Origin of the sequence: Sodalinema gerasimenkoae IPPAS B-353, assembly GCF_009846485.1 — a bacterium.
In the GTDB taxonomy this organism is placed as follows: Bacteria; Cyanobacteriota; Cyanobacteriia; order Cyanobacteriales; family Geitlerinemataceae; genus Sodalinema; species Sodalinema gerasimenkoae.
The window spans coordinates 3591406-3617467 of sequence record NZ_ML776472.1 but is presented as its reverse complement, the minus strand read 5'-3'; the positions used below and the strand labels follow the sequence as shown (position 1 = coordinate 3617467).

The following is a 26062-nucleotide window of genomic DNA, read 5'->3' as shown; positions in this document are numbered from 1 at the left end:
CTAGCTATGGGGTCTTCTTTTAGAGTAACAGGTTCGTTGAGAGCGATCGCCGTTAGGATCTCGGCTCTCATCAAAGCCAACAAAGCGGTTGCAGCAGAGTTCCTCACGCAGAACCCTATTGCAACCGCCTGTTGAGGGGGATTAGGTGGAGATCTCCACCCAACTCATCGGGCTAACGGCTGAACCTTAGTAGGTTTCAACGTGCCAGCGATGGTCTTTTTTGAGCTGTTTGCGGTAATCATCCCAATCAACGCCTTGTTTCGAGGCCGCTGATGTCATTCCTTCATCAATGCCGCCTTCCATGCCTTTGAGACCACAGATGTAAGTATGGGTGTTGGACTGTTGGACCCAATCCCAGACCTTATCAGCGTTTTCCTGAATCCGGTGTTGCAGATACATTTTGCCACCTTCGGCGTTTTTCTGCTCCCGGCTGATGGCATAGGTCAACTCAAACTGATCCGGATATTCCGCTTGCAGTTGTTCGAGTTCCTCTTTATAGAGAATGTTAGCGGTGTAGGGAATGCCGAAGATTAACCAGGCTTTGCCTTTGAATTTATAATCTTCGTGCTCTTCCTTAAACAGGCGCCAGAGGAAGGCCCGGAAAGGCGCGATCCCAGTCCCCGTCGCCATCATGATGATGTTGGCATGTTCGTCGTCCGGAAGCAGCATATCTTTCCCAACAGGACCGGTGATGCTGACATCATCGCCCTCATTCAAGTCGCAGAGGAACTTAGAACAGACCCCATAGACGGTTTCGCCGGTTTCAGGATGCTGATATTCCAGTTCCCGAACACACAGAGATACGGTCTTGTCGTTGCCATCATCGCCATGACGAGTCGAGGCAATGGAGTACAGGCGCAGCTTGTGGGGTTTCCCTTTATCGTCTTTCCCAGGGGGGATGATGCCGATGCTTTGACCTTCGAGGTATTCGAGGTCTCCACCTGAGAGGTCGAATTTAAGATGTTGTACCCGTCCCGAACCCCCTTCGCGGACCAGTCCCTCGTTGCTTAGGCACTTTCCGACGAATGGGTTTTTCGGGCGGTAAATGTTGACGGGAACTTTCTTTTTTGCGGAGGCTTTAGCCGAGGTTTTCCCTTTGGCTTCTCCCTTGGTTTCCGGTTTGGCTTGAGTCATGGATTTGCTCGCTTCTGCGGGTTTGGACTCCTGGGTGCTAGACCCATTGGCAGAGGCGGCTTGGTTATTCCAGTCTTCACCCGTGAGCGGGCGGATGTTGACGATTTTGCCACCGAGGCGAGTGATGCGCTGCATCTCCTCGTTCATACGGTTGTAGGGGACGGTCATCGTCTGAGTCCCACTGCGGCGAATCGGAGCATCTTGGACGTTGCCATCTTGTCCTAAGCCTTCGACTTCATAGACAAAGAGGCGATTTCCAGCAACGGTGTTATTCCCACCCGAGGCGTTTGGATTGTACATGAGTGACTTATTATCAGAACCCTAGTTAACAAATTGCCGCTCTCACCGTCCTACCTGGTTTGGCTGCGCCGTAGCTCGGCTAGCCTGGGCGAGGTAGTCAATTTGGTGACAACAGCTACAATCCTCTATTCTAAAGGGTTTCGATGGAATAACCAAACCCACCTCTGGAATAGACTTTAGCCAATCTCTTCTGGCAGAACTGTGATTCTGGTATCATTTTGCTAAGTTTTTAAGCTTTTCATGATAAAAAACTCCGATTAATCCCCCAGTTTGAGGGGAATGACGGGATTTGAGTTGGGGCAGGGACGGCATGGATATGGGTTTGAGCTGGTGGACGGCCAGTCATTGGCTGATGTTGGGGTTGTTGTTGGGGTTTGCCATCGCCCATAGCGGGTTAGCGGCTCTACGGCCCTGGGGAGAAGCGAAGATTGGGGCCCGCCTCTATCGGGTTCTGTTTGCTTTGGTGAGTTTACCCTCGGCGGTGATTCTGATTACCTACTTTTTCATCCATCGCTACGATGGGGCCCAACTCTGGATGGTTCAGGGCGTTGAAGGAGTCAAGCCTCTGGTCTGGGGCCTGTCCTTCGTCTCCTTTTTGTTTTTGTACCCAGCTACCTTTAATTTGGTGGAAGTGGCCGCCATCGCCAAACCCCAAGTTCACCTCTATGAGACGGGGATCATTCGCATTAGTCGCCATCCGCAGATGGTGGGGCAGGTGATTTGGTGTATTGCCCATACCCTCTGGATTGGCACCAGTTTTGCTGTCGTAACCTCCCTCGGCTTAATTGCCCATCATCTGTTTGCCGTTTGGCATGGCGATCGCCGCCTTGCCGCTCGCTATGGGGAATCCTTTGAAACCCTGAGATCCCGAACATCCGTGATTCCCTTTCTGGCCATCGCCCAAGGGGAGCAAACCCTAGTCTGGCGGGAGTTCCTTCGCCCGGCCTATCTAGGGGTGATCCTCTTCGTCTTCGGATTTTGGTGGGCCCATCCCTGGTTAATGCGTGTCACGGGGAACATACCCTGGTAGCATGATCCCAGAGCCATATAAAGACGTTAATAAATCTCAATTATGTCGTTGTCCGTTAGCGAGCAGCGTTTCAAGGAAGAAGTTTTACAGTCTGAGATTCCTGTCTTAGTCAACTTCTGGGCGCCTTGGTGCGGCGTGTGTCATCTCATTCACCCCCAGTTGACACAATTTCGTCGTGAGTATGGTGATCTCATCAAAATTGTGGATGTCAACGCTGATGAGAGTTTACGCCTAGCCAGTACCTATCGTTTAGCCACCTTGCCCACCTTACTCTTGTTTGACGGCGATCGCATCGTCGAACGGATTGAGGGGTTCCAGGGTCGAGAAAGTCTGCGATCGCAACTCCTACAGATGTTTGAGCAATATGCCGGGGATCGCTCGCTGGCCTTGCCTTCCTAGGGGCGATCGCCGTTGATCTCAACTGAATTCACTCCCTGCTCGTCGAGATGACCCACTTGGGCTTCTCGATGGGTTTTGTTGGCCCAATGTTCTGGTTTGCTCCTGAATGTGTCCTGGACTCGCTCGGCCGGCCAACCCTGGCTCTTAGGGGGCGATCGCCTCATCTGCCGCCCCAAAACCCCGAAAAAAATTCAACAACCCCCCAGAGTTTGACCTTTTCCTTCAATGCGTGTGTCACAATAGGAGCGTCATTTTGTCCAAATGTGAAGAAATATAAACTCATACAGTTGCAATGGAACCCCTATATCAGTACGCCTGGCTTATTCCAGTGCTGCCCCTCATCGGTGCAGCCTTGGTTGGCTCAGGTCTAATTTCCTATAACCAAGCCACCAATCGGCTGCGACAAGGCAATGCCATTGTCATCATCTCCTTGCTGGGTGCGGCCATGGTCATGTCCTTTGCGCTCCTTTGGAGTCAGCTACAAGGTCATGCCCCTGTCACCCAAACCCTAGAATGGGCAGCCGCTGGGGACTTCCACCTCAGTATGGGGTTTATTATTGACCCCCTAACCAGCGTCATGCTGGTCATCGTGACCACCGTCGCCTTACTGGTGATGATCTACACCGATGGCTACATGGCCCATGACCCTGGTTATGTGCGCTTTTATGCCTATCTCAGCCTCTTTAGTTCCTCCATGTTGGGCCTAGTCATTAGCCCTAACTTGGTGCAGATCTATATCTTCTGGGAACTGGTGGGGATGTGTTCGTATCTCCTGATTGGCTTCTGGTACGATCGCCAAGCGGCCGCCGATGCCTGCCAAAAAGCCTTCATCACCAACCGCGTCGGTGACTTTGGCCTCCTACTCGGCATCCTAGCCCTCTACTGGGCCACCGGTAGCTTCGAGTTCGCAGAAATTGGCGAAAACCTAGAAGCGTTAATCAGCACTGGTGCCCTCAGCAGCGGGATGGGGGTTCTCTTCGCCGTTTTGGTCTTCCTCGGTCCCGTGGCCAAATCCGCCCAATTCCCCCTCCATGTCTGGCTCCCAGACGCCATGGAAGGGCCAACCCCCATCTCGGCCCTCATCCATGCCGCCACCATGGTCGCCGCTGGGGTGTTCCTCATTGCCCGGATGTTTCCCGTCTTTGAGGCCGTTCCCGCCGTTCTCGATATCATCGCCTGGACAGGTGCCTTCACCGCCTTCCTCGGTGCCAGTATCGCCCTCACGCAAAATGACATCAAAAAAGGTCTCGCCTACTCCACCATCTCCCAATTGGGCTACATGGTCATGGCCATGGGGGTCGGGGCCTATAGTGCCGGACTCTTTCACCTGATGACCCATGCCTACTTCAAAGCCATGCTCTTTCTTGGCTCTGGCTCCGTCATTCATGGCATGGAAGAGGTGGTCGGTCATAACCCCGATTTAGCCCAAGATATGCGGCTGATGGGGGGACTGCGCAAATATATGCCCTTCACCGCCAGTACCTTCCTGGTGGGAACCCTGGCCATTTGCGGGATTCCTCCCTTTGCTGGGTTCTGGTCCAAAGATGAAATTCTCGGGGCCGCCTTTGCCGCCAATCCCGCCCTCTGGGCCATCGGTTGGCTCACCGCCGGAATTACGGCCTTCTACATGTTCCGGATGTACTTCAGCACCTTTGAAGGCGGCTTCCGGGGCAATGATGAGGAGATTCGTAAGCAACTCAGCCCCGAGGCTCATGATGACCATGGCCATGACCACAGCCATAGTCCCCATGAATCTCCTTGGACCATGACCTTACCCTTAGTGGTTTTGGCCATTCCCTCCGCCTTAATTGGTTTGGTGGGGATGCCCTTCGCCAATCGCTTTGAACGCTTCATTCATGCCCCCGGTGAGGTCGTCCCCACCCTGGCGGAAATGGCAGAAGAGTTTGAACTGAGCGAGTTTGTGGTCATGGCGGGAAGTTCCGTTGGGATTGCCCTAATCGGCATTACCCTGGCCTCGCTGATGTACCTGCGGCAGAAAATTGACCCAGCGGCGATCGCCAAAACCGTACAACCCCTCTATCAGTTCTCCCTCAACAAGTGGTATTTTGACGAACTCTATGACAAAGTCTTTGTCAAAGGCAGTCGTCGTCTGGCCCGTCAGGTGATGGAAGTGGACTACCGTATTGTCGACGGGGCCGTCAACCTCACCGGACTTGCTACTCTACTGAGTGGCGAAGGACTGAAATACTTTGAAACCGGTCGCGCTCAATTCTACGCTCTGACCATCTTCGCTGCCGTCTTAGCGACTGTTATTTTCTTCGGCGCGACCTAAGCCGATTTTATGCCCAAGCGTGAATAAAGAATGGATTTTCCTTGGCTCACAACAATCATACTTTTTCCCATCGTTGCCGCTTTGTTCATTCCGTTTATCCCGGACAAAGACGGAAAAACGGTGCGTTGGTATGCTCTCATCATTGGACTGATTGACTTCTGTGCGATCGTCTATACCTTTTACAGCTACTACGACCTGACGGAACCAGGAATGCAACTGGTGGAAACCTATCCCTGGATTCCCCAGCTTAATCTCAATTGGTCGGTTGGGGTGGATGGCCTGGCGATGCCGCTGGTTATCCTGACCGGATTCATCACCACTCTGGCAATTCTGGCGGCTTGGCCCGTCACCCTGAAGCCAAAACTGTTTTATTTCCTGATGTTGGCCATGTATGGTGGTCAAATTGCCGTCTTTGCTGTTCAGGATATTCTGCTGTTCTTCCTGGTTTGGGAGTTGGAGTTAATCCCGGTTTATATCATCCTGGCTATCTGGGGCGGGAAGAAACGCCAGTATGCGGCGACGAAGTTCATCCTCTATACCGCCGGCGGCTCTCTGTTTATCTTGGCGGCGGCCCTCACCATGGCCTTCCATGGGGATACGGTCACCTTTGATATGCAGGCCCTGGCCGCAAAAGACTATGGCGTGGCCTTGGAGGTGTGGCTCTATGCGGCGTTCCTGATTGCCTATGGGGTGAAGTTACCAATTTTCCCCCTCCATACTTGGCTCCCGGATGCTCATGGTGAAGCCACGGCCCCGGCTCACATGTTGCTGGCGGGGATTCTCCTGAAAATGGGGGGATATGCTCTGATTCGCATGAATGCGGGGATGTTGCCCGATGCTCATGCGGTGTTTGCCCCCGCCCTGGTGATTCTGGGGGTGGTGAACATTATCTATGCGGCTCTAACCTCCTTTGCCCAACGCAACCTCAAGCGCAAGATTGCCTACTCGTCCATTTCCCACATGGGCTTTGTCTTGATTGGGATTGCCTCCTATACGGATTTAGGGATGAGTGGGGCGGTGTTGCAGATGGTGTCCCATGGACTCATTGGAGCCAGTTTGTTCTTCCTGGTGGGCTGTACCTATGACCGCACTCATACCCTAATGCTCGATGAAATGGGTGGGGTGGGGCAGAAGATGAAAAAAGTCTTCGCCATGTGGACTGTCTGCGCCCTGGCTTCTCTGGCCCTCCCAGGGATGAGTGGCTTTGTGGCTGAACTCATGGTCTTTGTGGGCTTTGCCACCAGTGATGCCTATAGTCTGACCTTCCGGGTGGTGGTGGTTTGCTTGGCGGCGGTTGGGGTGATTTTGACCCCGATTTATCTGCTGTCGATGCTGCGAGAACTGCTGTATGGCCCTGAGAATAAGGAACTGGTTGAACATGAGGTTTTGGTGGATGCTGAGCCTCGTGAGGTCTTCGTGATTGGTTCTTTGCTGATTCCGATTATTGGCATTGGCCTCTATCCGAAGCTGTTAACCCAGGTCTATGATGCTACGACGGTTCAACTGACGGCCCGGCTGCGGAACTCGGTTCCTTCGTTGGTTCGTCGGGATCAGGTGGCGGTTCAACCCGCGGCCATGTCGGTTAAATCAGCACCATCTCTCAAGGACTAGCCCCTACCACACTTTTTGTTTCCTGTCAACTGATGACGGCGCAATTGTGAGAGTGACTGAACCCCGGTTCGCCTGAACCGGGGTTTTCCCGTGACCGGGTCCTCTGCAAAACTCATCTCAAAGACAGATTGATTTACCGCGATGTCGTGGGACAATCAGACCAATGCCTCGTGTAATAACTGATTCGATGGGGGGAGTACGGGTGAGTGTGACTGAATTGAACCAGCAGATTCAAGAGATTCTCTCAGGCGTTGGCTATGTGGTGATTCCTGATGTGCTCAGTCCTGAGATGGCTGAGGAGATGCGATCGCAGGTTCTGGAGTTGGCCCGGGACTGTCCCCGCGAAGAAAACCGTCAACGGATTTATGGCTTGATGTATCGAGATCCCCAGTTTGCTGCACTGGTGGAACATCCTCAAGTGTTTGCGATCGCCCAAGAGATTTTGGGAGACAGTTTACGCTTGGGGGGCTTTTCGGCCCATGTCCTCCATGGCGGCGCGTCATCCATGGGGATTCATGTGGATTATCCCTATTGGGCCATGGAACCTCCTTTTCCCGATCGCCCCGTCTTGGAGGTTCAAGCCATTTGGATGTTAGAAGATTTCGACGAAGCCAATGGGGCCCCAATTTTTGCGCCGGGGAGTCAAACTCTCTGTGATAGCCCAGATGTGAAACGCTTTGACCGCACGGCTCGCCCAGTGGCTGGACAGGCAGGATCAGTGGTCATCTCCCATGGACTCTGTTGGCATGATACGGGCAAAAACTACACCAGCAAATCCCGCGTCTCCCTATTAACCAACTACACGGCAAAATTTATTCAACCCCTGGAAGATTTCCGCTATGGGTGCGATCGCCAGGCCCTCGATCAAGCCAGTCCCACCCTGAAACATCTCCTCCGCTATGACTTTAAGCCATCTACCGATCCCATTTATCCCCTCTGGGAATAAGTCGTCAAGAGCCTATGAGTGACTCGAAACTGACTCGTCAGCGTATTATTGCCTTTGCCCTTCCGGCCATTCCCATTTCAGCGCTGGGGTTACCCCTGGTGGTCTATATTCCTCCCTTTTATAGTGAACTGGGGTTAAGCCTATCAGTGGTGGGCAATATCTTCGCCCTGGCGCGATTGTGGGATATGATCACCGACCCGATTTTAGGGACAATCAGCGATCGCTGGACAACCCGCATTGGACGACGGCGGCCCTGGATCATTCTCTCGGTTCCCCTGTTGATGGCCAGCGCCTATGCCATTTTTCTCCCCACTCAAGCGGTATCGGCCGCCTATCTGTTGGTTTGGCTCATTTTGCTCTATTTGGGCTACACCATGTTGAGTATTTCCCATATGTCCTGGGGGGCAGAACTGTCCGATGATTATCATGATCGCGCCCGAGTCCAGGGTTGGCGGGAATTTTCCCTGATTTTTGGGATGTTGGCGGTCTTGGCGATTCCGGCGATCGTACAACAAACCCAAGATGCGAACTCCATGGTTCAACTGGGGGCCATGGGCTGGTTTGTGGTAGTGACGTTGCCCATTACGGTGGCCGTTTCTGTCTGGTATGTCCCGGAACGTCCCACCCCCCCTCAAATGGGGATTAGCTTTGTCAAGTCTGCTAAAATTCTCGCCCGTAACCGTCTCTTACAACGAGTCTTAGGGGCGAATTTCTTAACCGGATTGGCCCCAGGAGTCACGGGGTCGATCTATATTTTCTTCATCAGCGATGTGATGGCATTACCAGATTGGTCGAACGCCATTCTGCTGATGTATTTTCTGGCAAGTCTACTGGGGGTTCCCGGTTGGATTTGGCTCAGTTGTCGCCTGGGGAAACATCAAACCTTTATTGTGGCGATGGTTTGGATGTGCCTGGTGTTACCGTTGCTGCTGTTGGTTCCTCCGGGAAATTTGGGCCTCAATATCTTGGTGAATGCTCTCTATGGGGTTACAACAGCGGCTAGTCCCTTTCTCTTGCGCTCGATTTTGGCTGATGTGACGGATTGGGACAATCTGCAATCGGGCAGTCAACGCACCGGCTTGTATTATTCCCTACTGATGATGAGTAATAAGTTCGGTTATGCTCTGGCGGTGGGGGTGACTTACCCGGTCTTGGATTGGATTGGCTACAGTCCTGACCTGGAGAATACGGCTGAAACGCTGATGGAGTTAAAACTGTTATTTATCTTTGCTCCAATTTTGGCGGTCTTACCGGCTGCGGCGCTTCTCTGGCGCTTCCCCCTCAATCTTCACGCCCAACAGGCATTACGCCGGCAGTTGATTGAGCGGGATGTTTTGAGGGAGGGGGATGGGGAGTAGGGAGTAGGCAATAGGCAATAGGCAATAGGCAGTAGGCAGTAGGGGAGTCATGGAGTTAGGACTCCCAATCCTAACTCACATGATGGGGGTGAGATTAGTTGAATTCGCCTAGTAGGGTCTCGATCGCCCCAATGAGATCCTCATTGTCTTGTTGTTCGGCCAGTTCGAGAGCTGTTTCTAGGCTGGCGATCGCCTCCGAGGTGCGGCCTCGTTGTCGTAGGGCCCTCCCCAGGAGATAATGAGCCTGAGGCCAGTCGGGTTCTAGGGCGATCGCCTGTCGTAGGGACAAAATGGCATTGAGTCCATCATTGTTGTCTAAAAGAAGCTCACCCACTGTCAGATGGATATCTGCGCGATCGCCAACTAAGCGTGAGGCTTGTCGGAACAAGTCTAGGGCCTGTCTCCGTTCCCCCTGACTGAGGAACAAACGCCCCACCTCAAACAAGAGAGAACCATCCTGGGGTTCTAACTCGACGGCTCGGTTGAAGGCGGTCAAGGCGCCCTCAACATCCTCCTGATTTAACCGGGCCACGCCCAAGTTGACCTGAATCCGTCCCTCATTGGGAGCAAGTTCGGCGGCCTCTTCTAAGACTTCTAAGGCTTCGTCATAACGCTCAAGTTGTAGAAGAGTTGAACCAATGGATTCCTGTACCTGCCAATTCTCGTTATTGAGACGGGCAGCTTGACGATAGGCCTCAAGGGCCCCTTCATAGTTCCCCTGACGGTAGCGCATCACCCCTAAGCCTAAAAAAGCATTGGTGTTGCGCTCGTTGAGAGAAATGGTGGTCTCATATTCGGCTTCAGCGGCAGCATAATCCCCAGCATTGGCCAGACTATAGGCTAAGGCATAGTGAAACTCAGGAACATTGGCTTCAAGCTCTAAGGCCCGACGATAGGCGGTGACTGCTGCGTCAAAGTTCTTTTGCCGTGCTTCGAGATAGCCAATTGCCGAGAAAATACGGGCATTGCTATCATCCAACTGAGCCGCTTGGCGATAGGCTCGCAAGGCAGCTGAGAGGTTCCCGGCGATGACAAACTCTTGTCCCTCGATCAGCAAGTCATTAACATCCGCGCCATTATTTGCCTGCACCAACCGCTGGGGTGCTTGAGGGGAGGCCAGGGGTGCAGCAGCGACGGGGGGAGCCGCCAGGACTGCGATCGCGGCGAGGAACAGCACAGACGATAACCAATCCCGAGGTTGGCTGAAGAATCTCAGAACTGATCTGTGACGGTGAACTCTGTCATTAAACATACGCGTTAGACACTTTCCTTGTGAGAGCGAACAGAACTACGGAGCTTTGAGTCGCCAATCTCAATTGAGATCTCTGGTTAACCCAAAGAATCCCCATATCCTACCATTGACCGCCTGGAGCCATCAGATTCCGGATTTCTGCCTGAAGCCAGGGCGATCGCGACCAATGGCCATCACCCCTCCGAGGAGCAGTCAATGACGGTTTGCATCCGTTGTTCGAGGCGATCGAGGAGGGTCTCCACATCCTCTCCAACGTCTTCAAAACATTGGGGAGGCTCCGGTTGGGGTTGGTATTGAATGGCTTGGATTTGTCCTCGACCGACCCCTAAGAGTAAGACTTCAATTTCCGGGTTATGGTTCTCCACCACTCCCATCATCACCCGCAATTGGTTATCCACCTTTTCGTTGAGGGTGACCAAGGCCTCGCGGGGACAGGTGATGAAATGGGGGGTCGGTTCTACGTCAATCCCGAGGGTAGAATCACCCTCGGGGTCTTGTAGATGCAGTCCCCAAGCCAGGGCCGCGAGTTCTTGACTGTTCGCTTTCACAAACTGATCGAGTTGTTTCCGCCATTGATGATCGGCGGCGTTTGGGGATGAGATTCCAGATTCCATGATGACTGACCAAGAACGATGCGCCCATAGCTTAGCAAATGGGGGGTTCGCCGGTCGAGTCAAATGGGAGCCTACATTCGGGCTAAGGCGGCGACTTTTTGCCGTTTACTCGGATGCAGTCCCTCAAGTTCTTCTAAGGATAGCCATCCTTCTTTAATGAGTTGGGAAAAGGCAAACAAAAACATGGAATCTCGGTAATCATATTTACCGTCAATGTCATGCCGTCTGGCACTGAGATAGTCATGAAGTTGCCAAAGTTCATCCAAGCCGGAAATCTCTTTAACGTTCTCTTGTACCTCTTGCACTAAGGCAGCAACTTCGCGATGATAGGCTTTTTTAAAGGCCGCCTGAGCTAAATCTTTCTCGGTTGTTGTCCAATCAATGTCAGTCTGTGGCATTGTCTAAGTCTGAATCAAGTCTAAAGATTTGCAGGAGAGTCCCGCAGTTCGCCATGAACGGGGAAGTTGGGCTACTGCCAGAACATCAATATTGTTCCCAACCGTTGCTGATTTCCGGTGAACACAAGTCAAGCGATCGCACTGAAATCTGCAACAGAAATTGTCATCCGCAAGCTGTCTATGTCCTGATCAAAGACCTATCCGAATCAGGAAAACTAGACCAACGGCAGATGTTTTTCATCACCTCAGCAACATCTAGCTATTTATATGAATTCCCACCCGCCTAACCCCCAGAATGCTGACTGGCTAGCAGCTCTAGGCTAAGATTCGGCGTTTTCTGAATTCAGAAATGATGCTGTAGGGTTGGGTTAAGTTTTGAGTGGCTAAGATTATAGCAAACTTTGCAAAAAAAATCAGAGGACTCCCAAGTTAAGTTACTCTGGGAGACACCTCTGATATCCTTACATCCTGCCTCGGCAGGGGTTGTCCGGCTGAAGCTTCTAACGAGTTAGGTTCAACAGCTCTTTAGGAGACGCTAACAAGTCAATGGCAACAAAGAAAATCTTGTTCTCAGGGTTGAGCAGGAAGCGCCAGGCCATGTTCATCCCCACAGCCGCACCAAACCAGGGCGTTTGTACCTTCCCGGTGACTTTAATCTGGGTATAGCCATCTTCAGCGGATTCAACCACCCCTTGCTCAGGCATCAGTTTCAAGTTCTGACAATCTTCACGGAGGAACTTGAAGACATTGTCTTTACCGACAATGGGCCGTTGGAAGGGCGGTTGCAGGGCCCCATCTTCGACAAACAACTTGATCAGGTTATCGAAGTCGTTGGCGTTCATGTTGTTCATGTAGTTCAGCACGGTGGGGTTATCCACACCCTTAATGCTGACACTGGTGCGTTGCGACATCTCTTTGGGGGGCACAACCGGTTCGGCAACGGTTTGATAGTTGTCCAGTTTGCTGGTATCAAAGCCCATATCCACGACAGAGTTACGCAGCACGGTGATTTGCTGACCGGAATCGAGGCCACGAATTGCCTCTAGCACCGCTTTGGCATTGGCTGAGAGTTGATAGCCATCGGGGATGGGAGCCACGAGACCCTGCTCCATCCATTCTCCGAGTTGATACCAGAATCCCAGTTTGATATTGGACGACCAAATCGCATAGGTGCGGCCGATTTCAGTATCGGCGCGATTAGCCAGGTCACACATCACCTGAGATTGCTCTTGGAAGGACATCCCCTTGATTTGGTTCAAGGTGTTCTCCGCAAACTGCATATTAGCAGCACCCGGCGCCGCAATGGTAATTGATTTTCCCATCTCCAAATAGGCGAACCAAATCAAGGCTAGCTGGTCTTCCGCATTAAGCTGAGAAAACCGAGCAATTGTAGCGGGAACGGCATCTGCGGACAGAGTTTCTGGGAAGATGTTGCGGGCTGTTTCGATATTGAATGGCATCTGTTAACCTGAATTTAAACAACAGTTAGGCTAGTGTGCAAACGTAACTTTAGTGACTAAAAACTGGGAGTGAATTGACGAAAACTCCCGACTTTACCCAGCCTAGATAACTTAAGAGACCTCTAGGTTTTTCCATCTAACCTGAAGGTCAGATTTGGCAAATTTGGGTAAGTCCTACTCATGACCACTATATCTTAGTTTTTAGGAATGGTGCAACCGAACTTTTTGGTGAGCTTACCGGATTGACAAGGGTGAGGTCGGGGAGTTTTTCTCAATTTTTTGACTTCCTGCCCAAGATTTTCGCAGGGGGGGAGACACTAGCCTTGCCAAGCTTGCTTTGCCGTCCAATGGCGATCGGAGGATAGGTAGGCGGAGATTCCGGCAAATCCGGCGTTCTCTAGCATCTGTTGAATTTCGCTGAGAGTAAAGGCAGCACAGAGGGAATCTCGAAACAGTTGAGTCTGATGGGGGTCATAGTCACTGCCGAGTTGTTGCACCAGACGCTCAACCTTGGCAAGATCCTCTGGACGGACTAAATCTCTCAAAAATAGACTTCCTTGAGGCTTGAGAACCCGTCGCAGCTCCCGCAAACAGGGGAGGGGATTTTCAAGATGGTGGATAATACTATTGGAGATGACCAGGTCGAAACTGGCATCCGCATAGGGGAGAGATTTGGCATCGGCGTAGTCGAGACGGATGCGATCGCCCAATTCTGCCTTGGCGACATGGGTGGCCCCGAGTTTCAACATATTGTGGGATAAATCAATGGCGGTGACAGTCCATTGGGGCCGGCGGTGGCATAGCAAAATGGGAATCCGGGCGGGACCCGTCCCCACATCGAGGACTGTTGCAGAATCAGGGCCGAGGGCGATCGCCTCATCGACAAAGGCCTGATTGACCTCCGTGAAATCCATGGCATCGTAAGCAATGGTTTCTTCCCAGGTGTCCATCACCTCGGGTTCAAGAACTCGTTTCATAGCATAGTCGCTCAAGCAGGGAGTTGATGGGCATCGATAGCTCAATTACGGGCTATGAGTCCGATTGTATCCTGTCCTGGAGCCACTGTTGAGCGGCTGGAGCGGGCAGGGGGTAAGAAAATAGATACCCCTGTCCTTCTTGAAAGTCGAGTTGTTGTAACAGGGCTAATTGCTGTTGCGTTTCGATGCCTTCAGCCACTAAGTCCAGATTAAGATTTTGGGCCAGTCGAGCAATATTACGAACAATCTCCATACTTTTATCGCTCGACTCTAACTGAATTACAAAGGAGCGATCCAACTTAAGCACTGTAAACGTTCTCCATACTTTTATCGCTCGACTCTAACTGAATTACAAAGGAGCGATCCAACTTAAGCACTGTAAACGAAAATAAATGTAAATAACTCAAGGATGAATACCCAGTCCCAAAATCGTCAATACTTAGGTTTATCCCTCGTAAATAAATGTAAATAACTCAAGGATGAATACCCAGTCCCAAAATCGTCAATACTTAGGTTTATCCCTCGTTGTTTAATTTGATCCAAGCTACAGCGAATTTGCTCGGTATTCTGCATCAAGGTTGTTTCTGTGATTTCTAGTTTCAGACAGGAGGGGTCAATGCCAGTGGTACGCAGCACATCATCAAGCACATCTAAAAAACCCGGTTGTGTTAATTGTAGGGCGGCTACATTGACGCTCATGGTCAACCGGGGCAGTTTCAACTGAGTCTGCCACTGTTGTAACTGCTGACAGGCTTGTCGCAGCACCCACTCCCCTAGGGGAACCACTAGGCCCGTCTCCTCGGTTAAAGGGATAAACTCTCCCGGTGGCACTAAACCCCGCTGTGGATGTTGCCAGCGCACGAGGGCCTCAAAGCCTAGACATTGATGGGTCACCAGATCAATAAAGGGTTGATAATAGACCTCAAATTCATTTCGCTCCAAGGCTTGGCGGAGAGCGGCATCGAGTTCCATGCGATTGAGGGCAGCATCGCGTAGTTGTTGACTGAAGATGATGTATTTCTGGGGCAAAGCCGATCGCGCCTGATACATGGCCGTATCTCCAGCTTGCAGGTAATCTTCAGCATCGGCGTAGCCTAAATTGCTGCGAACCACACCAATGCTGCAATCGGAGAAGACATCGTGGTCATTGAGGTGATAGACGGAGGTGAGATGGTCTCGTAAGTGACCCACAACTGCATCAACGGAATTGACCTCGTAGCGTAATCGTAGGGCAAACTCATTATCTTCGAGGCGAGCGGCGATCGCCTTAGGAAAACTGGCTTTGAGACGATGGGCCCCTTCTATCAACAACTGCCGTGCTACCGGGTGGCCCAGACTAAACTTAAGACGGGTAAAGCCATCGAGACTCAGATACAAAAGGGTAAAGGGACTGTTGTGATCTTGATTGCGGGCGATCGCCTGTTGCAGATTGCGGCTGAACCCGGTGCGATTGAGTAATCCCGTTAGGGTATCGCTAAAGGCGTAGCGTTCGAGTTGGGCTTGGACTTGAAGTCGTTCAGTAATGTCGTTGGCTAAGATGACTTGGGCCGGCCGTCCCTCAAATTGGAAGTCATGGGCAGTAATATCTACCGCAATCACCGAGCCGTCTTTTTTCTGATGTCGCCGAATCCCTGAGACAATATAGCCGCTGGGTTTATGTTGTAGATTGTCCAGAAGACTCGGGACATCCTCCGCTGGACGAATGGCCTCAATGGTCATAGACAGGAATTCTGCCTCACTGTAGCCGTAATGGGCGATCGCCGCTTGATTCACCGCCAGAAACTGTAAGCTCTCCTGGTCATAAATCCACATGGGTTGAGGATGACAGGCAAACAAATTGCGATAGCGTTCTTCAGACTCCGCTAGGGCTTCATAGGCCCGTTTCGCCTCTGTGATATTCCGGGAGATACCCACCACCCCAATGGGAATGCCACGCGCGTCATACCAAATATCCTTACTGGTGAGATAGATTTGAGGCGTTTTATCGTCGTCATTCGGACCAGACTTGCCATGGTTTGAGTTCAAGCGGGTTTCTCGCTCTTGTCGGAGGCCACTCACTAAGGTGATGCGATCGTGTTCCTGAAGTCGGTGGGCCCGCTCAGGCCCAAATACATCTTTATCTTTAGCCCCAAGCATCTGCTGGATGGGGAAGCCGGCCATCTTCGCTGCGGCGGTGTTGACGACGACATACTCCCCCTCGATATTTTTGGCGAAAATGGCATCGGTGCTACTTTCCAAAATCGTTTCCAAGAGGCTATAGCTTTTCTGAAGCGATCGCGCCCCCCGGCGCAGGAGAACATAGAGGCCAAAGCTGGTGATGAAAACAAATCCCCCCCCTTTTAGGGTTTGAGCGTAGGTCAAGTCTCCTGGAGCATCCAGTAGCAAACCGACAATATGATCCGAGAGGACAATCCACAGAGTGCCAATGAGGGCATACCAGACTGTGATTTGTGTCGCAAAACGGGGTGAGGACAACGGCTCAAGTTTCACAAGGCTTAGGCAAATTTGGAAATCTTTCTCTCCCTTCTAGCATACCGAGATTCAGAGATAACGGCAGCAGCAGCCACCGAGGAAGCAAGGGACGTCGAGACAATTTTGCTAAAAAAAACCCCCTCAGTGGAGGGAGTTCTATCGGTTATCGAGAGGTTGCAGGACTGAGCACTGGTGTTTTAGGCACCTTTACCCAGGTCAGCCACGCCGAGTAAAGTTTGAGGCGAGGTGATGTCGGGAGCAAACAAACCCCCGGAGAAGAGGCGATTTTGCTGACGCTGTTGGGCGAACACCGGTAGGGCGTTACGGACGACGCTGGCGACCTCGGTGGTTTTCACGTCGTAGGTTTGGGTGGCTAACTTGGGATAGAAGCCGATACCAACGATGGGCAGCAATAAGCAGGCAGTGATGATGATTTCGCGGGGCTTGGCGTCAAACCAGGTGTTGAGGTCAAACTCAGCTTGAGTCTCGCGGTTATCTCCGTAGAAGATGCGGCGCAACATGGAGAGGAGATAGACCGGGGTGGCGATTAAGCCCACGGCGGAGAGTAGGACTACTACCAGTTTGAAGCTATCGCTGTAGGCGTCACTGCTGGAGATGCCGATGAAGACAGTTAACTCACCAATGAAACCGCTCATGCCGGGGAGGGCCAGGGAGGCCATGGAACCGGCGGTGAAGAGGGCAAAGGTTTTGGGCATGACCTTGGCTAAACCGCCCATTTTCTCCATGGAGAGGGTGTGGGTGCGTTCGTAGGTGACACCGGCGAGGAAGAAGAGCATGGCGGCGATTAGGCCATGGGAGAGCATTTGTAAGACGGCTCCGTTTAAACCCACTTCGGTAAAGGAGGCGATGCCGATGAGGACAAAGCCCATGTGGGAGATGGAGGAGCAGGCTAGACGACGCTTGAGGTTATCTTGGGCAAAGGCGGTTAAGGCCCCGTAGAGGATGTTGACCACGCCGAGGATGACGAGGGCCGGTGCGAAGTAGATGTGAGCGTTGGGTAGAACTTCGACGTTGAGGCGAATTAGGGCATAGCCTCCCATCTTGAGGAGAACTCCGGCCAAAATCATGGAGACAGGGGCGGAGGCTTCACCGTGCGCATCTGGGAGCCAGGTGTGGACGGGGAAGATGGGCAGCTTCACGCCAAAGGCAATGAGGAAGCCGGCATAGGCGAAGAGTTCTAGGGCGATGGGGAAGTTTTTCGCCCCGAGTTCGGCCATGTCGAAGGTGATGCGATCGCCCCAGAAGGCCATGGTTAAGCCGGAGACGAGAATAAAGATAGATGCGAGTGCGGTATAGAGAATAAATTTAGTGGCAGCGTACTGGCGCTTGGGTCCGCCCCAGATGGAGATAAGGAGATACACGGGAACTAGCTCGACTTCCCACATCAGGAAGAACAGGAGCAGGTCTTGAGCGGCGAAGACGCCAATTTGGGCGCTCAGCAGCACGAGGATAAGACTATAAAATAGGCGGGGCTTACGGCTGACGTTCCAGGCGGCGGCGATGGCCAGGACGTTGACTAAGCCGGTTAGGAGGATCAGAGGCGCCGACAGACCATCGACGGCTAAGGACCAGTTGAGTCCGAGTTGAGGGACCCAGGGGTACTGTTCGACCAGTTGGAAGCTGGAGTCGGCGAAGTTGTAATGTTGCCCAAAGGTGATGACCATCAGGGCGAAGTCGATGATGCCAACGCCGAGGGCATACCAACGCAAGGTTTTACCGTCGCGATCGGGGATGATCGGAATAAGAGCGGCTGCCACAAGGGGCAAGAGAAAAATGGCGGTTAGCCAGGGAAACTGTGCCATTGGTTTAGCTGAGCATATATACTTATTTCTGCTCTTTACATTCTAGGAGCTTCTGTTAAGTTCTGCAAACTTTTTTTGCGATATATTTAAATTTAATCGAACCAATAAGCCTGCCTTATAACTTATAAATTGCAGCTTGCTCTCCGGCCGGGGAACCTTCCTGAGTCTGTCTGTCATCGCCGTTCCAGAGACAACTGTTTTATAATGGGGCGTTAAGTTAAATAATTCAGTTAGCGGTAGTATGACTGTTGTGCTTTCGACTGCGATCGTTGCTGCGACTGCGCCAACGGTTGCTCCCGTCAAGCGTGATCAAACGGTTCGTAAGCCGTATCCCAATTTCAAGGTCATTGTCCTAGACGATGACTTCAATACCTTTGTCCATGTGGCGAATTGTCTCCTGAAGTACATTCCCCATATGACTAGCGATCGCGCCTGGGAGTTAACAAACCAGGTTCATCATGAAGGTCAGGCGATCGTCTGGGTGGGGCCGCAGGAGCAGGCAGAATTTTACCATATGCAGTTAGGACGGGAGGGGCTAACGATGGCTCCGCTGGAACCGGCTTGACCCCTCCTCTGTGAGTCCTTAAGGCTTGATTAAAGCCCCTTAATGATGCACAAGTGTGAGTGACCGGTTGCCCTCACTTGAGTCCCATGCGAATTTCTGAACAGAACGAGGCGTAACGGGGCCCGGCTTTGTGGGTGACGACGCTGGTGCGTTCTCTGAGGTTGGGATTGAGGAACCAGAGGCGTTCCTCACTGGTGAGAGAGTCGGTGCTGGCGCTGAGATTTAGGGCTTCGTCCTCGCCGAGATGGTAGTGGCCCTGAATTACTGAGGTGTCGGATTTGTCCTCACTCCAACGCCAAAATTGTCCTTGCTGGGGGTCGTCGTTGGCCACGAAGAGGCTGAAGGTAGCGCCGCTGTTGGGCTGGTTGGCGGTTCCCACTTGACCTTGCCAATGGGTGCGAATGGCACAGGTAACCTGCTCCGGGGCGATGCCGACGGATTGACAGCGTTCGAGTAGGGTGCTGTCGCCGGGTTCAATGAGATCAATCCAGAAATCAGAGGTTCCAGCCTCTAGAGCTTGAGGCGGGATGGTGTGGCTAGTTCGTTGGGAAAACCACTTGCCCGCACATTGGGTGATGAAATCGCTAAAGTCCATTGCTGTCGATCGCTCGTGTTGTTAAATCAGGGGTAAACAAGTTTTTCGCACCCCCATTCTACCGGTCGGCGGCGACCCCTGGCAGTTCACTGGCTCCGGGTCGAGCGGGAGTGAAACGATATGTTATGTTGATTAGAACTGTTTGCAAAAATTAACAATCCCGTTGTTTTACTATCCCTTTACTAACCCAACCCTTTATTCCCAGAGAGCTTCAGCAGATAAGAGCCAGCGTCCTTGGTGGGCGATCGCCGAGTTATCCACATGGCTAATTTTTGCCGGGTCGATTTTCTTGGTCTCTGTGCCGGTCTTCGTAGAAGCCCCTCTGGTTCGTCATGCCCCTTGGCTGAGTTTGCTGCTGACCTTGGGCTGGCTCTGGTCGAGTGTCAGTTTACTCAATTCTCACCGGTTTTGGATTTGGGGGGATTTGCTCCTGGGCTTTTCCGGGAGTTGGTTCGCCGGGTCGATTTACTGGGGCTGGTTTCGTTGGGAACCCCTCTGGCATCTACCCATTGAATGTTTGGCCTTACCCCTGCCCCTGTGGTGTATTTATCGCCATCGTCTGTTGATTGGCAGTTGGTTTGCGGTGGGGTCTTTGTTGGGAACAGTGATTACGGATGTGTATTTTTATGTGGTGGATCTGATTCCCCAATGGCGGCAGTTGATGCGGGTGGAGGCGGAGTTAGCGATGCCCATTTTTCAGACGGCGATCGCCAAGGTGCAAACTCCCTGGGGCGGAACCTGTGCCATTGTGTTGGGGGGACTGCTCTTGCTGGCTGGGGTATTGCCCCTCTGTCTGAATCGGCAAGAGCATGGGGTATTTCTCCATCGCTGGGCGTTCTCGGGGGCGGTTCTCAGCACAATCCTCGTCGATACTCTATTTTGGTTCGCGGCGCTTGCGGCCTAATATGGGAATAAGGGTGCATCATGGGATTAGAAGTTCAGAGTTCTGCGGTTCCTCATGGGTCACACCAGAGTAGTAGAGGCGACATGAGAGCGTCTGTCCTGAAGCCAATGGGGAGCGGTCGGAGCCGTTGAATCAGCCTCAAGTCAATGGGGTTGCCGACCTAACGCGTCCTCGTTGAGATGACAGGGGCCTGCCCAACCGCTAAGAGGCTGGGGCAGGGTAAATCGCCTCGGCTGAGGGTTATTACCATCAAGAACTCTTTAATGGGCTATCGTTTAAGGGGAAATTCGCCAAAATGTAGGATGTAACTCTCCCTTAATCTCGCAAACCTGTCATAGAGAGTGTGCCTGTGGTGACTTGGAAATCTACCCCCCATCTCATCTTGCGGACTGAATCGGGACCGCGTTATCTTGCCCTTTCGGGTAATAACTGCTGGACGTTTGGACGTAGTGATGAGAATCAGTTTACCATTCCAGACCGCTGGGTATCTCGGGCCCATGCGATGCTTCAGCAAACAGATTTAGGCGAGTTTTATTTGATTGACTTGGGGAGCCGCAATGGTTCCTTTATTAATGGACGACGGGTGAGTGTGCCGGTTCGTCTCAATAACGGCGATCGCCTGACGCTGGGGCAGACGGAGATGATGTTTTATGCTCCAACTCATGTTCATGCGGAGGTGGAGGAGTCGGATACGGAGGACTCTGGGGCGACGGCGGTGTTGTCGGTGCGCCGCCTGATTTCGGTGATGGTGGTGGATATTCGTGATTTTACGGTGTTAACTCGCCAACTCGACGAGCGGATGCTGTCCGAGGTGATTGGCACGTGGTTTCGTCATGCGGGGAATATCATTCGTGAGTCGGGCAGTTGGGTGGATAAGTATATTGGCGATGCGGTGATGGCGGTGTGGTTTCATACGCCTCAGGGGGAAGGGGATGGGGTGAGTAAAGAAGAGTTATTGCGCGTCTGTCAGGCTCTCGGGGAGCTGCATCACATGACGCGGGAGTTGAGCGATCGCTATCCCTTGCCCTTTCCGCTACGGATCGGGGCTGGGGTGAATACGGGGTATGCCATGGTGGGCAATACAGGCAGTGGCGATCGCCCAGATTATACGGCTCTAGGAGATACGGTGAATGCGGCGTTCCGCCTGGAGTCGGCGACGAAGGAACTGCGCAAGGATGTAGCCCTGGGATCGACCACCTATCGGTATTTGAGTGTGATTCGGGCTAGTGAGAATGTGTTTGAGGAGCATGAGGTGGCGTTGAAGGGCTATGATACCCCCACGGTGACCTATGCTGGCAATTTTAATGATCTCGATGCCTTCCTGCGGCTGAGTTACCAGGAAATTCAGGTCTAGGGGCAAGGAACCGAGGTGATGGGCGATCGCCAAAGATGATAGTATCCTGATAAAAGATAAAATTTTGTATCGTTACTGAGACGATCGTGTCTCCAACGGCGATACTAACACCGGTTATTCGAGAGAGGGATTCATTAACATGAAACGATTGGTTCGTCTATTTGCAGTTGTCTGTGTCTGTGTGGGCTTGCTCGGTTGGGTTGCTCCCCTACAGCCTGCCCTGGCCAATGAAGGGGTTGGGCTGAAAAACTCCTTTGATGCCAAACTGGATACGGAATTTGGGAAAAAGATTGACATCAACAACACCAATGTCCGCGCCTTCCGCAAATATCGCGGCATGTATCCGACCCTAGCGGGCCTGATTGTTCAGAACGCCCCCTATGAGAAGGTGGAAGATGTGCTGAACATTCCCAGCCTCAGCGAGCGTCAGAAGCAGGTTCTGCAAGAGAATCTCAAGTATTTCACGGCGACCGATCCTGAGGCCTTCCTCAATGAAGGAGATGATCGCATCAACAACGGAATTTACTAATGAGCTGCCCTTAAAGGTTCAAAATGGGTAACGCCCCTTGTAGACTGGAGTCAGCGCCAACTGGCGTCACTATTGAACAAGGGGCGATTTTTTATATGACCAACTCAGCGGCGGCCTCAAGGACTCCTCGTCCTCCGTTATCTTTGCAGTTTGATGCGATCGTGGTGGGGGCTGGTGCGGCTGGATTGTATTCTGCCCTCTGTTTGCCTTCATCGTTACGGGTTGGTTTGTTGACAAAGGATGATTTACCCCTGTCAGCGAGTGATTGGGCCCAGGGAGGAATTGCGGCGGCCATTGCCCCGGATGATTCCCCGATACTCCATGTGGAGGATACTCTCAAGGCGGGGGCCGGACTCTGTGATGAGGCGGCGGTGAGGTTTTTGGCGGAACAGGCTCCGGCTTGTGTGCGATCGCTGGTGACGTTAGGGGTGGCCTTCGATCGCCATCGTGATGATTTGGCCTTAACCCTAGAGGCGGCCCATTCCCGGCGGCGAGTGCTTCATGCGGCGGATACGACAGGGCGGGCGGTGGTGAGTACCCTCAGCCGTCAGGTAGCTGGGCGAGACAATATTACGGCCTTATCCAATGTCTTTGTGTTGGATCTCTGGCTAGATGAGTCGGGCTGTTGTCGTGGGGTTTGTGTACTTTATGAAGAAAAAATTACGTGGGTGCAAGCCCGGGCAGTGATTTTGGCGACTGGGGGAGGGGGGCAGGTGTTTGCGAAGACCACCAATCCTTCGGTGAGTACGGGGGATGGGGTGGCGATCGCCGCTCGGGCGGGGGCCCTACTGCGAGATCTAGAGTTTGTGCAGTTTCACCCCACAGCGTTAACGCTCCCCGAGGCGCCGCGCTTCCTGATTAGTGAGGCGGTACGGGGGGAAGGGGCCCATTTGGTTGACGATGCCGGACGACGCTTTGCCTTTGATTATCACCCGGATGGGGAGTTAGCTCCTCGGGATGTGGTGAGTCGGGCGATTTTTAGCTATTTACAAAGCACAGGGGCCGATCCGGCGGATTCTCATGTCTGGTTGGATTGTCGCCCCATTGCCCCAGACCAGTTACAGCGTCGCTTCCCCAATATCTTGAGCGTGTGCCGCCGTTGGGGCATTGATCCAGCTCAGGAGCCGATTCCTGTTGCCCCGGCGGCTCATTATTGGATGGGTGGAATTGCCACGGATTTGCAAGGGCGTACCTCGATTCCGGGACTCTATGCGGTGGGGGAAACGGCGAGTACGGGAGTTCATGGGGCTAATCGCTTAGCGAGTAATTCTCTGTTGGAATGTTTGGTGTTTGGGGCTGAATTGGCCCAGTTAGAGCTACTTCCCCCGGTATCGGTGACGGCGACCCCTCATGTTAAGACGCTCCCTCTGGAGATATCGCTAGCTTCTGAGGGATTAGAGGAGATTCGCCATGATTTACCCCGACTGCTTTGGAAAAGTGCCGGGATTTGTCGTGAGGCGGCGAGCTTGCAGGAGGCGATCGCTCAGGTGCAGGAGTGGAAGCAGTTAGAGACAGAATTTCCCCTGGCTCAGCAGATGCAACATCTCAGACCCATGCAGGGCTATTGCTTGTCCTCGGGGGCGGCTACCTGGCTGCTGGAGTGGGGGGAATTGCGTAATTTGTTAGAGGTGGCCGAGTTGATTCTCAAAAGTGCGGCGTTTCGTTGTGAGAGTCGGGGGGGCCATTATCGTAGTGACTTTCCGCAGATGCGATCGCAATGGACAGGACATACCCTGATTCAGGGAGAGCGTTTGTGGTGTAGTGATATAGCAATCGAAGATTGACTGAGGACTGCTCGTTAGGAGAGACCTCCCCACCTGCCGCCTATTGCCTATTATTGCCTATTGCCTATTGCCTTCTTTTCTTGACCTTGGGGGATCTGCCCAAGTTTGTAGCAAGGATTACATCTTATCTGAGTGAAACTGTTTTTAATGGTTTAAAAGCGTGTTTTTTCGTTAAAATGGGCATATGTAGGTGATAAATTGTTTAAACTTGTGGAAGGGACGAAAAGCTGCGATTATCTCCCATGATCACCCCTCAAAATCAGCACGCAAACCTCCCCCATTCTGGAGGCTAAGTAGCCCCAGGGTCGTCACCATCATTGAGCATAAGCGCGGTATTAGCGGCTTCCGCTACCCGGCCCCGCAGGCACACCCGGTTCGATGTCTGGCTCATATTCAGACAGTTCGGGCCGCTCGAGTTGAGGCAGGGAACTGTTTAGAGACGAGGCAAGACTTTGTTGTCCGGTGAGCACCCAGGTACTGAGAGCAAGAAGTACGATACCGATAGAGTTGAGGTTCGTCTTCACGGGAGGAATGGCTCCAAAACCACTTAAAAAAACAACGTATCGTCTAGAAGGGGGTAGTCAGCAATCGACCATCACACCTTCTAATATATCAGTGTTTTCACGGAGGCTGCTGTGTCTTCCGGATAAAACTCTCCGCGAGAGAGACGGAGTTGGGCAGACTCCGGCAACACCTTTAAGAGTTTATACGTTTTGTTTCAAGGATTACAAGGTGGGTGACATCACCTCCCCCCAGTTGGTCACGATTTTCAAACACCGGTGAATCCCTCTCTCTAACCGCACCAGACCTGTTGAATCCGACCCTGGAGTTGTGTTTCTAGAACTGGTGTGTTGTAGGCTTGCGAGGTTAGGGAACTGCGGTCAACCCACCAGGACTGGCCAGGGTTAAACAGAACGAGTTCTGCCGTCTGATGAGGAGTCACAGAAGCCGGAGTTTGTCCCAAACACTGAGCAGGACGAGAACTTAGGGCTTGCCATAAGTCTAGGGCGGTCCATTCCTGGGTCATGACTAACCGTTGCCAAAGTAAGGACAGCGCCACATCGAAACCAAGAGTCCCAGGAGGAGATTCAGAAAAAGCAACGGTCTTCTCCTCATAAGTATAAGGGCAGTGATCGATCAAGAGTCCCAGGAGGAGATTCAGAAAAAGCAACGGTCTTCTCCTCATAAGTATAAGGGCAGTGATCGACGGCGATCGCGTCGATGGTACCACTTTTTACGGCTTCTCGTAGGGCCTGGCGATCGCTCGGGGTTCCTAATGGCGATCGCGTCGATGGTACCACTTTTTACGGCTTCTCGTAGGGCCTGGCGATCGCTCGGGGTTCCTAAGGGTGGGTCAAGATGTAAGTTCGAGTCATACTCCTGTAAGTCGCGGGTATCCCAAATGAGGTGAGTCCAGGGAGTGCTGGCGCTAATGGGATGGCCCTGAGCTTTGGCGGCGGCCACCAGTTCCACAGCCCGGGCGGTGGAGAGGCGCATCAGATGGACTGGGGTTCCCAATTCCGCCACTAATTCCAAAATCATCGAGACGGCGGTGGTTTCTGCGCTGGCGGGGATGGGGGGAAGTCCTAAGCGCAGGCTATCGGCACTGTCTCGGGCCGCTCCTGACCCCATGAGACGGCGATCGCAGCCATAGAGAGCAATGGGGAGGCTTAACCCTTGTCCATATTCCAAAATACGCCGCAGCAGCAACGAGTTGTTGAGGGGACGACCATCGGCGAACCCGATGACCTGGGACTGTTTCAACTCCAGGAGTTCGGTCATTTGTTCCCCCTCGCGTCCCTGGGTGAGATTTCCCCAAACGTAACATTGAGGCTGGGGGGTTGAGGGTTGGGTCGCCAGGGCCCGCAGTTGCGCGACTCCAGCAGCACCGTCCACTAACTCATCCTGTTGCGCCAACAGGGCCAGGCGCGTGTAGCCCCCAGCTAAGGCCGAGCGCCGCAAGTCAGCAAAGGTCTCCCGGTCTTCAAAACCTGGTTCGGCACTGTAGCTATATAAATCCACTAAACCGGGGGCGAGGATTAGGCCCTGCGCCTCCAGTTCAGGACAGTCTGCGGGAACTGACTCTAGGTCAACCCCCATCTGTTCAATGCGTCCCTCGTCCAACCAAACATCGAGGACGCGATCGCACTCGGAGATGGGATCGACCACGCGAACACGGCGGATGACCAGAGACTGAGGCGCCTGTTGCCCTACGGACTCCACACCCGTCATAAATCCTGTTCCTCCTTAACCTGTCGTCCTCG

General features: G+C 52.7%; 24 protein-coding genes. 11 read left to right on the top strand and 13 right to left on the bottom strand.

Annotation, left to right across the window (positions count from 1 at the left end):
- Positions 1–186: 186 nt before the first annotated feature.
- Complete coding sequence (cpcD/petH, locus tag L855_RS15695; RefSeq protein WP_159789587.1) at positions 187–1434, bottom strand: bifunctional rod-capping linker CpcD/ferredoxin--NADP reductase PetH; 1248 nt, start codon at positions 1432–1434, stop codon at positions 187–189.
- A 316-nt stretch (positions 1435–1750) separates the two neighbouring features.
- On the opposite strand from cpcD/petH, the gene L855_RS15690 reads away from it, so the two are divergent.
- The 6 genes from L855_RS15690 to L855_RS15665 all read left to right on the top strand — a co-directional run bounded on the left by L855_RS15690 (position 1751) and on the right by L855_RS15665 (position 9071).
- Positions 1751–2464, top strand: coding sequence for an NnrU family protein (locus L855_RS15690; protein ID WP_159791144.1), 714 nt, complete (start codon positions 1751–1753; stop codon positions 2462–2464).
- Between the two features lie 42 nt (positions 2465–2506).
- Positions 2507–2863: a thioredoxin family protein gene (locus tag L855_RS15685; RefSeq protein ID WP_159789585.1), complete on the top strand. Its 357-nt coding sequence runs from the start codon at positions 2507–2509 to the stop codon at positions 2861–2863.
- A 292-nt stretch (positions 2864–3155) separates the two neighbouring features.
- Positions 3156–5156: an NAD(P)H-quinone oxidoreductase subunit 5 gene (locus L855_RS15680; protein ID WP_159789583.1), complete on the top strand. Its 2001-nt coding sequence runs from the start codon at positions 3156–3158 to the stop codon at positions 5154–5156.
- Positions 5157–5186: 30 nt separating this feature from the next.
- Entirely contained in the window at positions 5187–6767 is a 1581-nt protein-coding gene (locus tag L855_RS15675; RefSeq protein WP_159789581.1) for an NAD(P)H-quinone oxidoreductase subunit 4, read from the top strand.
- 208 nt (positions 6768–6975) lie between these two features.
- Entirely contained in the window at positions 6976–7713 is a 738-nt protein-coding gene (locus L855_RS15670) for a phytanoyl-CoA dioxygenase family protein (RefSeq protein ID WP_219729926.1), read from the top strand.
- Between the two features lie 14 nt (positions 7714–7727).
- Positions 7728–9071, top strand: coding sequence for an MFS transporter (locus L855_RS15665; protein ID WP_159789579.1), 1344 nt, complete (start codon positions 7728–7730; stop codon positions 9069–9071).
- Between the two features lie 94 nt (positions 9072–9165).
- Here the strand turns inward: L855_RS15665 and L855_RS15660 are convergent, their stop codons facing one another.
- The 9 genes from L855_RS15660 to L855_RS15620 all read right to left on the bottom strand — a co-directional run bounded on the left by L855_RS15660 (position 9166) and on the right by L855_RS15620 (position 18067).
- A complete protein-coding gene (locus L855_RS15660; RefSeq protein ID WP_159789577.1) occupies positions 9166–10248 on the bottom strand; it encodes a tetratricopeptide repeat protein in 1083 nt (360 codons plus the stop codon).
- 248 nt (positions 10249–10496) lie between these two features.
- The gene (gene ccmS / locus L855_RS15655) at positions 10497–10937 is read right to left on the bottom strand and encodes a beta-carboxysome assembly chaperone CcmS (RefSeq protein ID WP_159789575.1); all 441 of its coding nucleotides are present in this window, start codon (positions 10935–10937) and stop codon (positions 10497–10499) included.
- A gap of 71 nt (positions 10938–11008) precedes the next feature.
- Entirely contained in the window at positions 11009–11335 is a 327-nt protein-coding gene (locus L855_RS15650) for a hypothetical protein (RefSeq protein ID WP_159789573.1), read from the bottom strand.
- A gap of 500 nt (positions 11336–11835) precedes the next feature.
- On the bottom strand, positions 11836–12795 hold the full coding sequence (locus L855_RS15645; protein WP_159789571.1) for an orange carotenoid protein N-terminal domain-containing protein: 960 nt from the start codon (positions 12793–12795) through the stop codon (positions 11836–11838).
- Positions 12796–13112: 317 nt separating this feature from the next.
- Positions 13113–13772 (bottom strand): class I SAM-dependent methyltransferase, encoded by a 660-nt coding sequence (locus L855_RS15640; protein ID WP_159789569.1) that lies wholly within the window; start codon positions 13770–13772, stop codon positions 13113–13115.
- Between the two features lie 52 nt (positions 13773–13824).
- Entirely contained in the window at positions 13825–14079 is a 255-nt protein-coding gene (locus L855_RS22275) for an EAL domain-containing protein (RefSeq protein WP_159789567.1), read from the bottom strand.
- A complete protein-coding gene (locus L855_RS22270) occupies positions 14072–14209 on the bottom strand; it encodes an EAL domain-containing protein (protein ID WP_281349546.1) in 138 nt (45 codons plus the stop codon). The genes L855_RS22275 and L855_RS22270 overlap by 8 nt, the downstream gene beginning before the upstream one ends.
- On the bottom strand, positions 14205–16262 hold the full coding sequence (locus L855_RS15625) for a sensor domain-containing protein (protein ID WP_159789565.1): 2058 nt from the start codon (positions 16260–16262) through the stop codon (positions 14205–14207). The genes L855_RS22270 and L855_RS15625 overlap by 5 nt, the downstream gene beginning before the upstream one ends.
- A gap of 179 nt (positions 16263–16441) precedes the next feature.
- On the bottom strand, positions 16442–18067 hold the full coding sequence (locus L855_RS15620) for an NAD(P)H-quinone oxidoreductase subunit 4 (protein ID WP_159789563.1): 1626 nt from the start codon (positions 18065–18067) through the stop codon (positions 16442–16444).
- A 241-nt stretch (positions 18068–18308) separates the two neighbouring features.
- Here L855_RS15620 and clpS point away from each other — a divergent pair, with 241 nt between their 5' ends.
- Positions 18309–18632, top strand: coding sequence for an ATP-dependent Clp protease adapter ClpS (clpS, locus tag L855_RS15615; protein WP_159789561.1), 324 nt, complete (start codon positions 18309–18311; stop codon positions 18630–18632).
- A gap of 73 nt (positions 18633–18705) precedes the next feature.
- On the opposite strand, the gene L855_RS15610 is transcribed toward clpS, so the two are convergent.
- A complete protein-coding gene (locus tag L855_RS15610; RefSeq protein WP_159789559.1) occupies positions 18706–19227 on the bottom strand; it encodes a phycobiliprotein lyase in 522 nt (173 codons plus the stop codon).
- 163 nt (positions 19228–19390) lie between these two features.
- Between L855_RS15610 and L855_RS15605 the strand changes: the two genes are divergently transcribed.
- The 4 genes from L855_RS15605 to nadB all read left to right on the top strand — a co-directional run bounded on the left by L855_RS15605 (position 19391) and on the right by nadB (position 23798).
- Positions 19391–20131 (top strand): DUF3120 domain-containing protein, encoded by a 741-nt coding sequence (locus L855_RS15605; protein ID WP_159789557.1) that lies wholly within the window; start codon positions 19391–19393, stop codon positions 20129–20131.
- Between the two features lie 349 nt (positions 20132–20480).
- Positions 20481–21485 carry an adenylate/guanylate cyclase domain-containing protein gene (locus tag L855_RS15600; protein WP_159791141.1) on the top strand — a complete coding sequence of 335 codons (1005 nt, stop codon included), beginning with the start codon at positions 20481–20483 and terminating at the stop codon, positions 21483–21485.
- 139 nt (positions 21486–21624) lie between these two features.
- Entirely contained in the window at positions 21625–22014 is a 390-nt protein-coding gene (gene psbU, locus L855_RS15595; protein ID WP_159789555.1) for a photosystem II complex extrinsic protein PsbU, read from the top strand.
- Positions 22015–22109: 95 nt separating this feature from the next.
- A complete protein-coding gene (gene nadB / locus L855_RS15590; protein ID WP_159789553.1) occupies positions 22110–23798 on the top strand; it encodes an L-aspartate oxidase in 1689 nt (562 codons plus the stop codon).
- A gap of 793 nt (positions 23799–24591) precedes the next feature.
- Here the strand turns inward: nadB and L855_RS22495 are convergent.
- A complete protein-coding gene (locus tag L855_RS22495; protein ID WP_343039298.1) occupies positions 24592–24858 on the bottom strand; it encodes an amidohydrolase family protein in 267 nt (88 codons plus the stop codon).
- A 122-nt stretch (positions 24859–24980) separates the two neighbouring features.
- Entirely contained in the window at positions 24981–26030 is a 1050-nt protein-coding gene (locus L855_RS15585) for an amidohydrolase family protein (RefSeq protein ID WP_343039297.1), read from the bottom strand.
- Positions 26031–26062 lie beyond the last annotated feature (32 nt).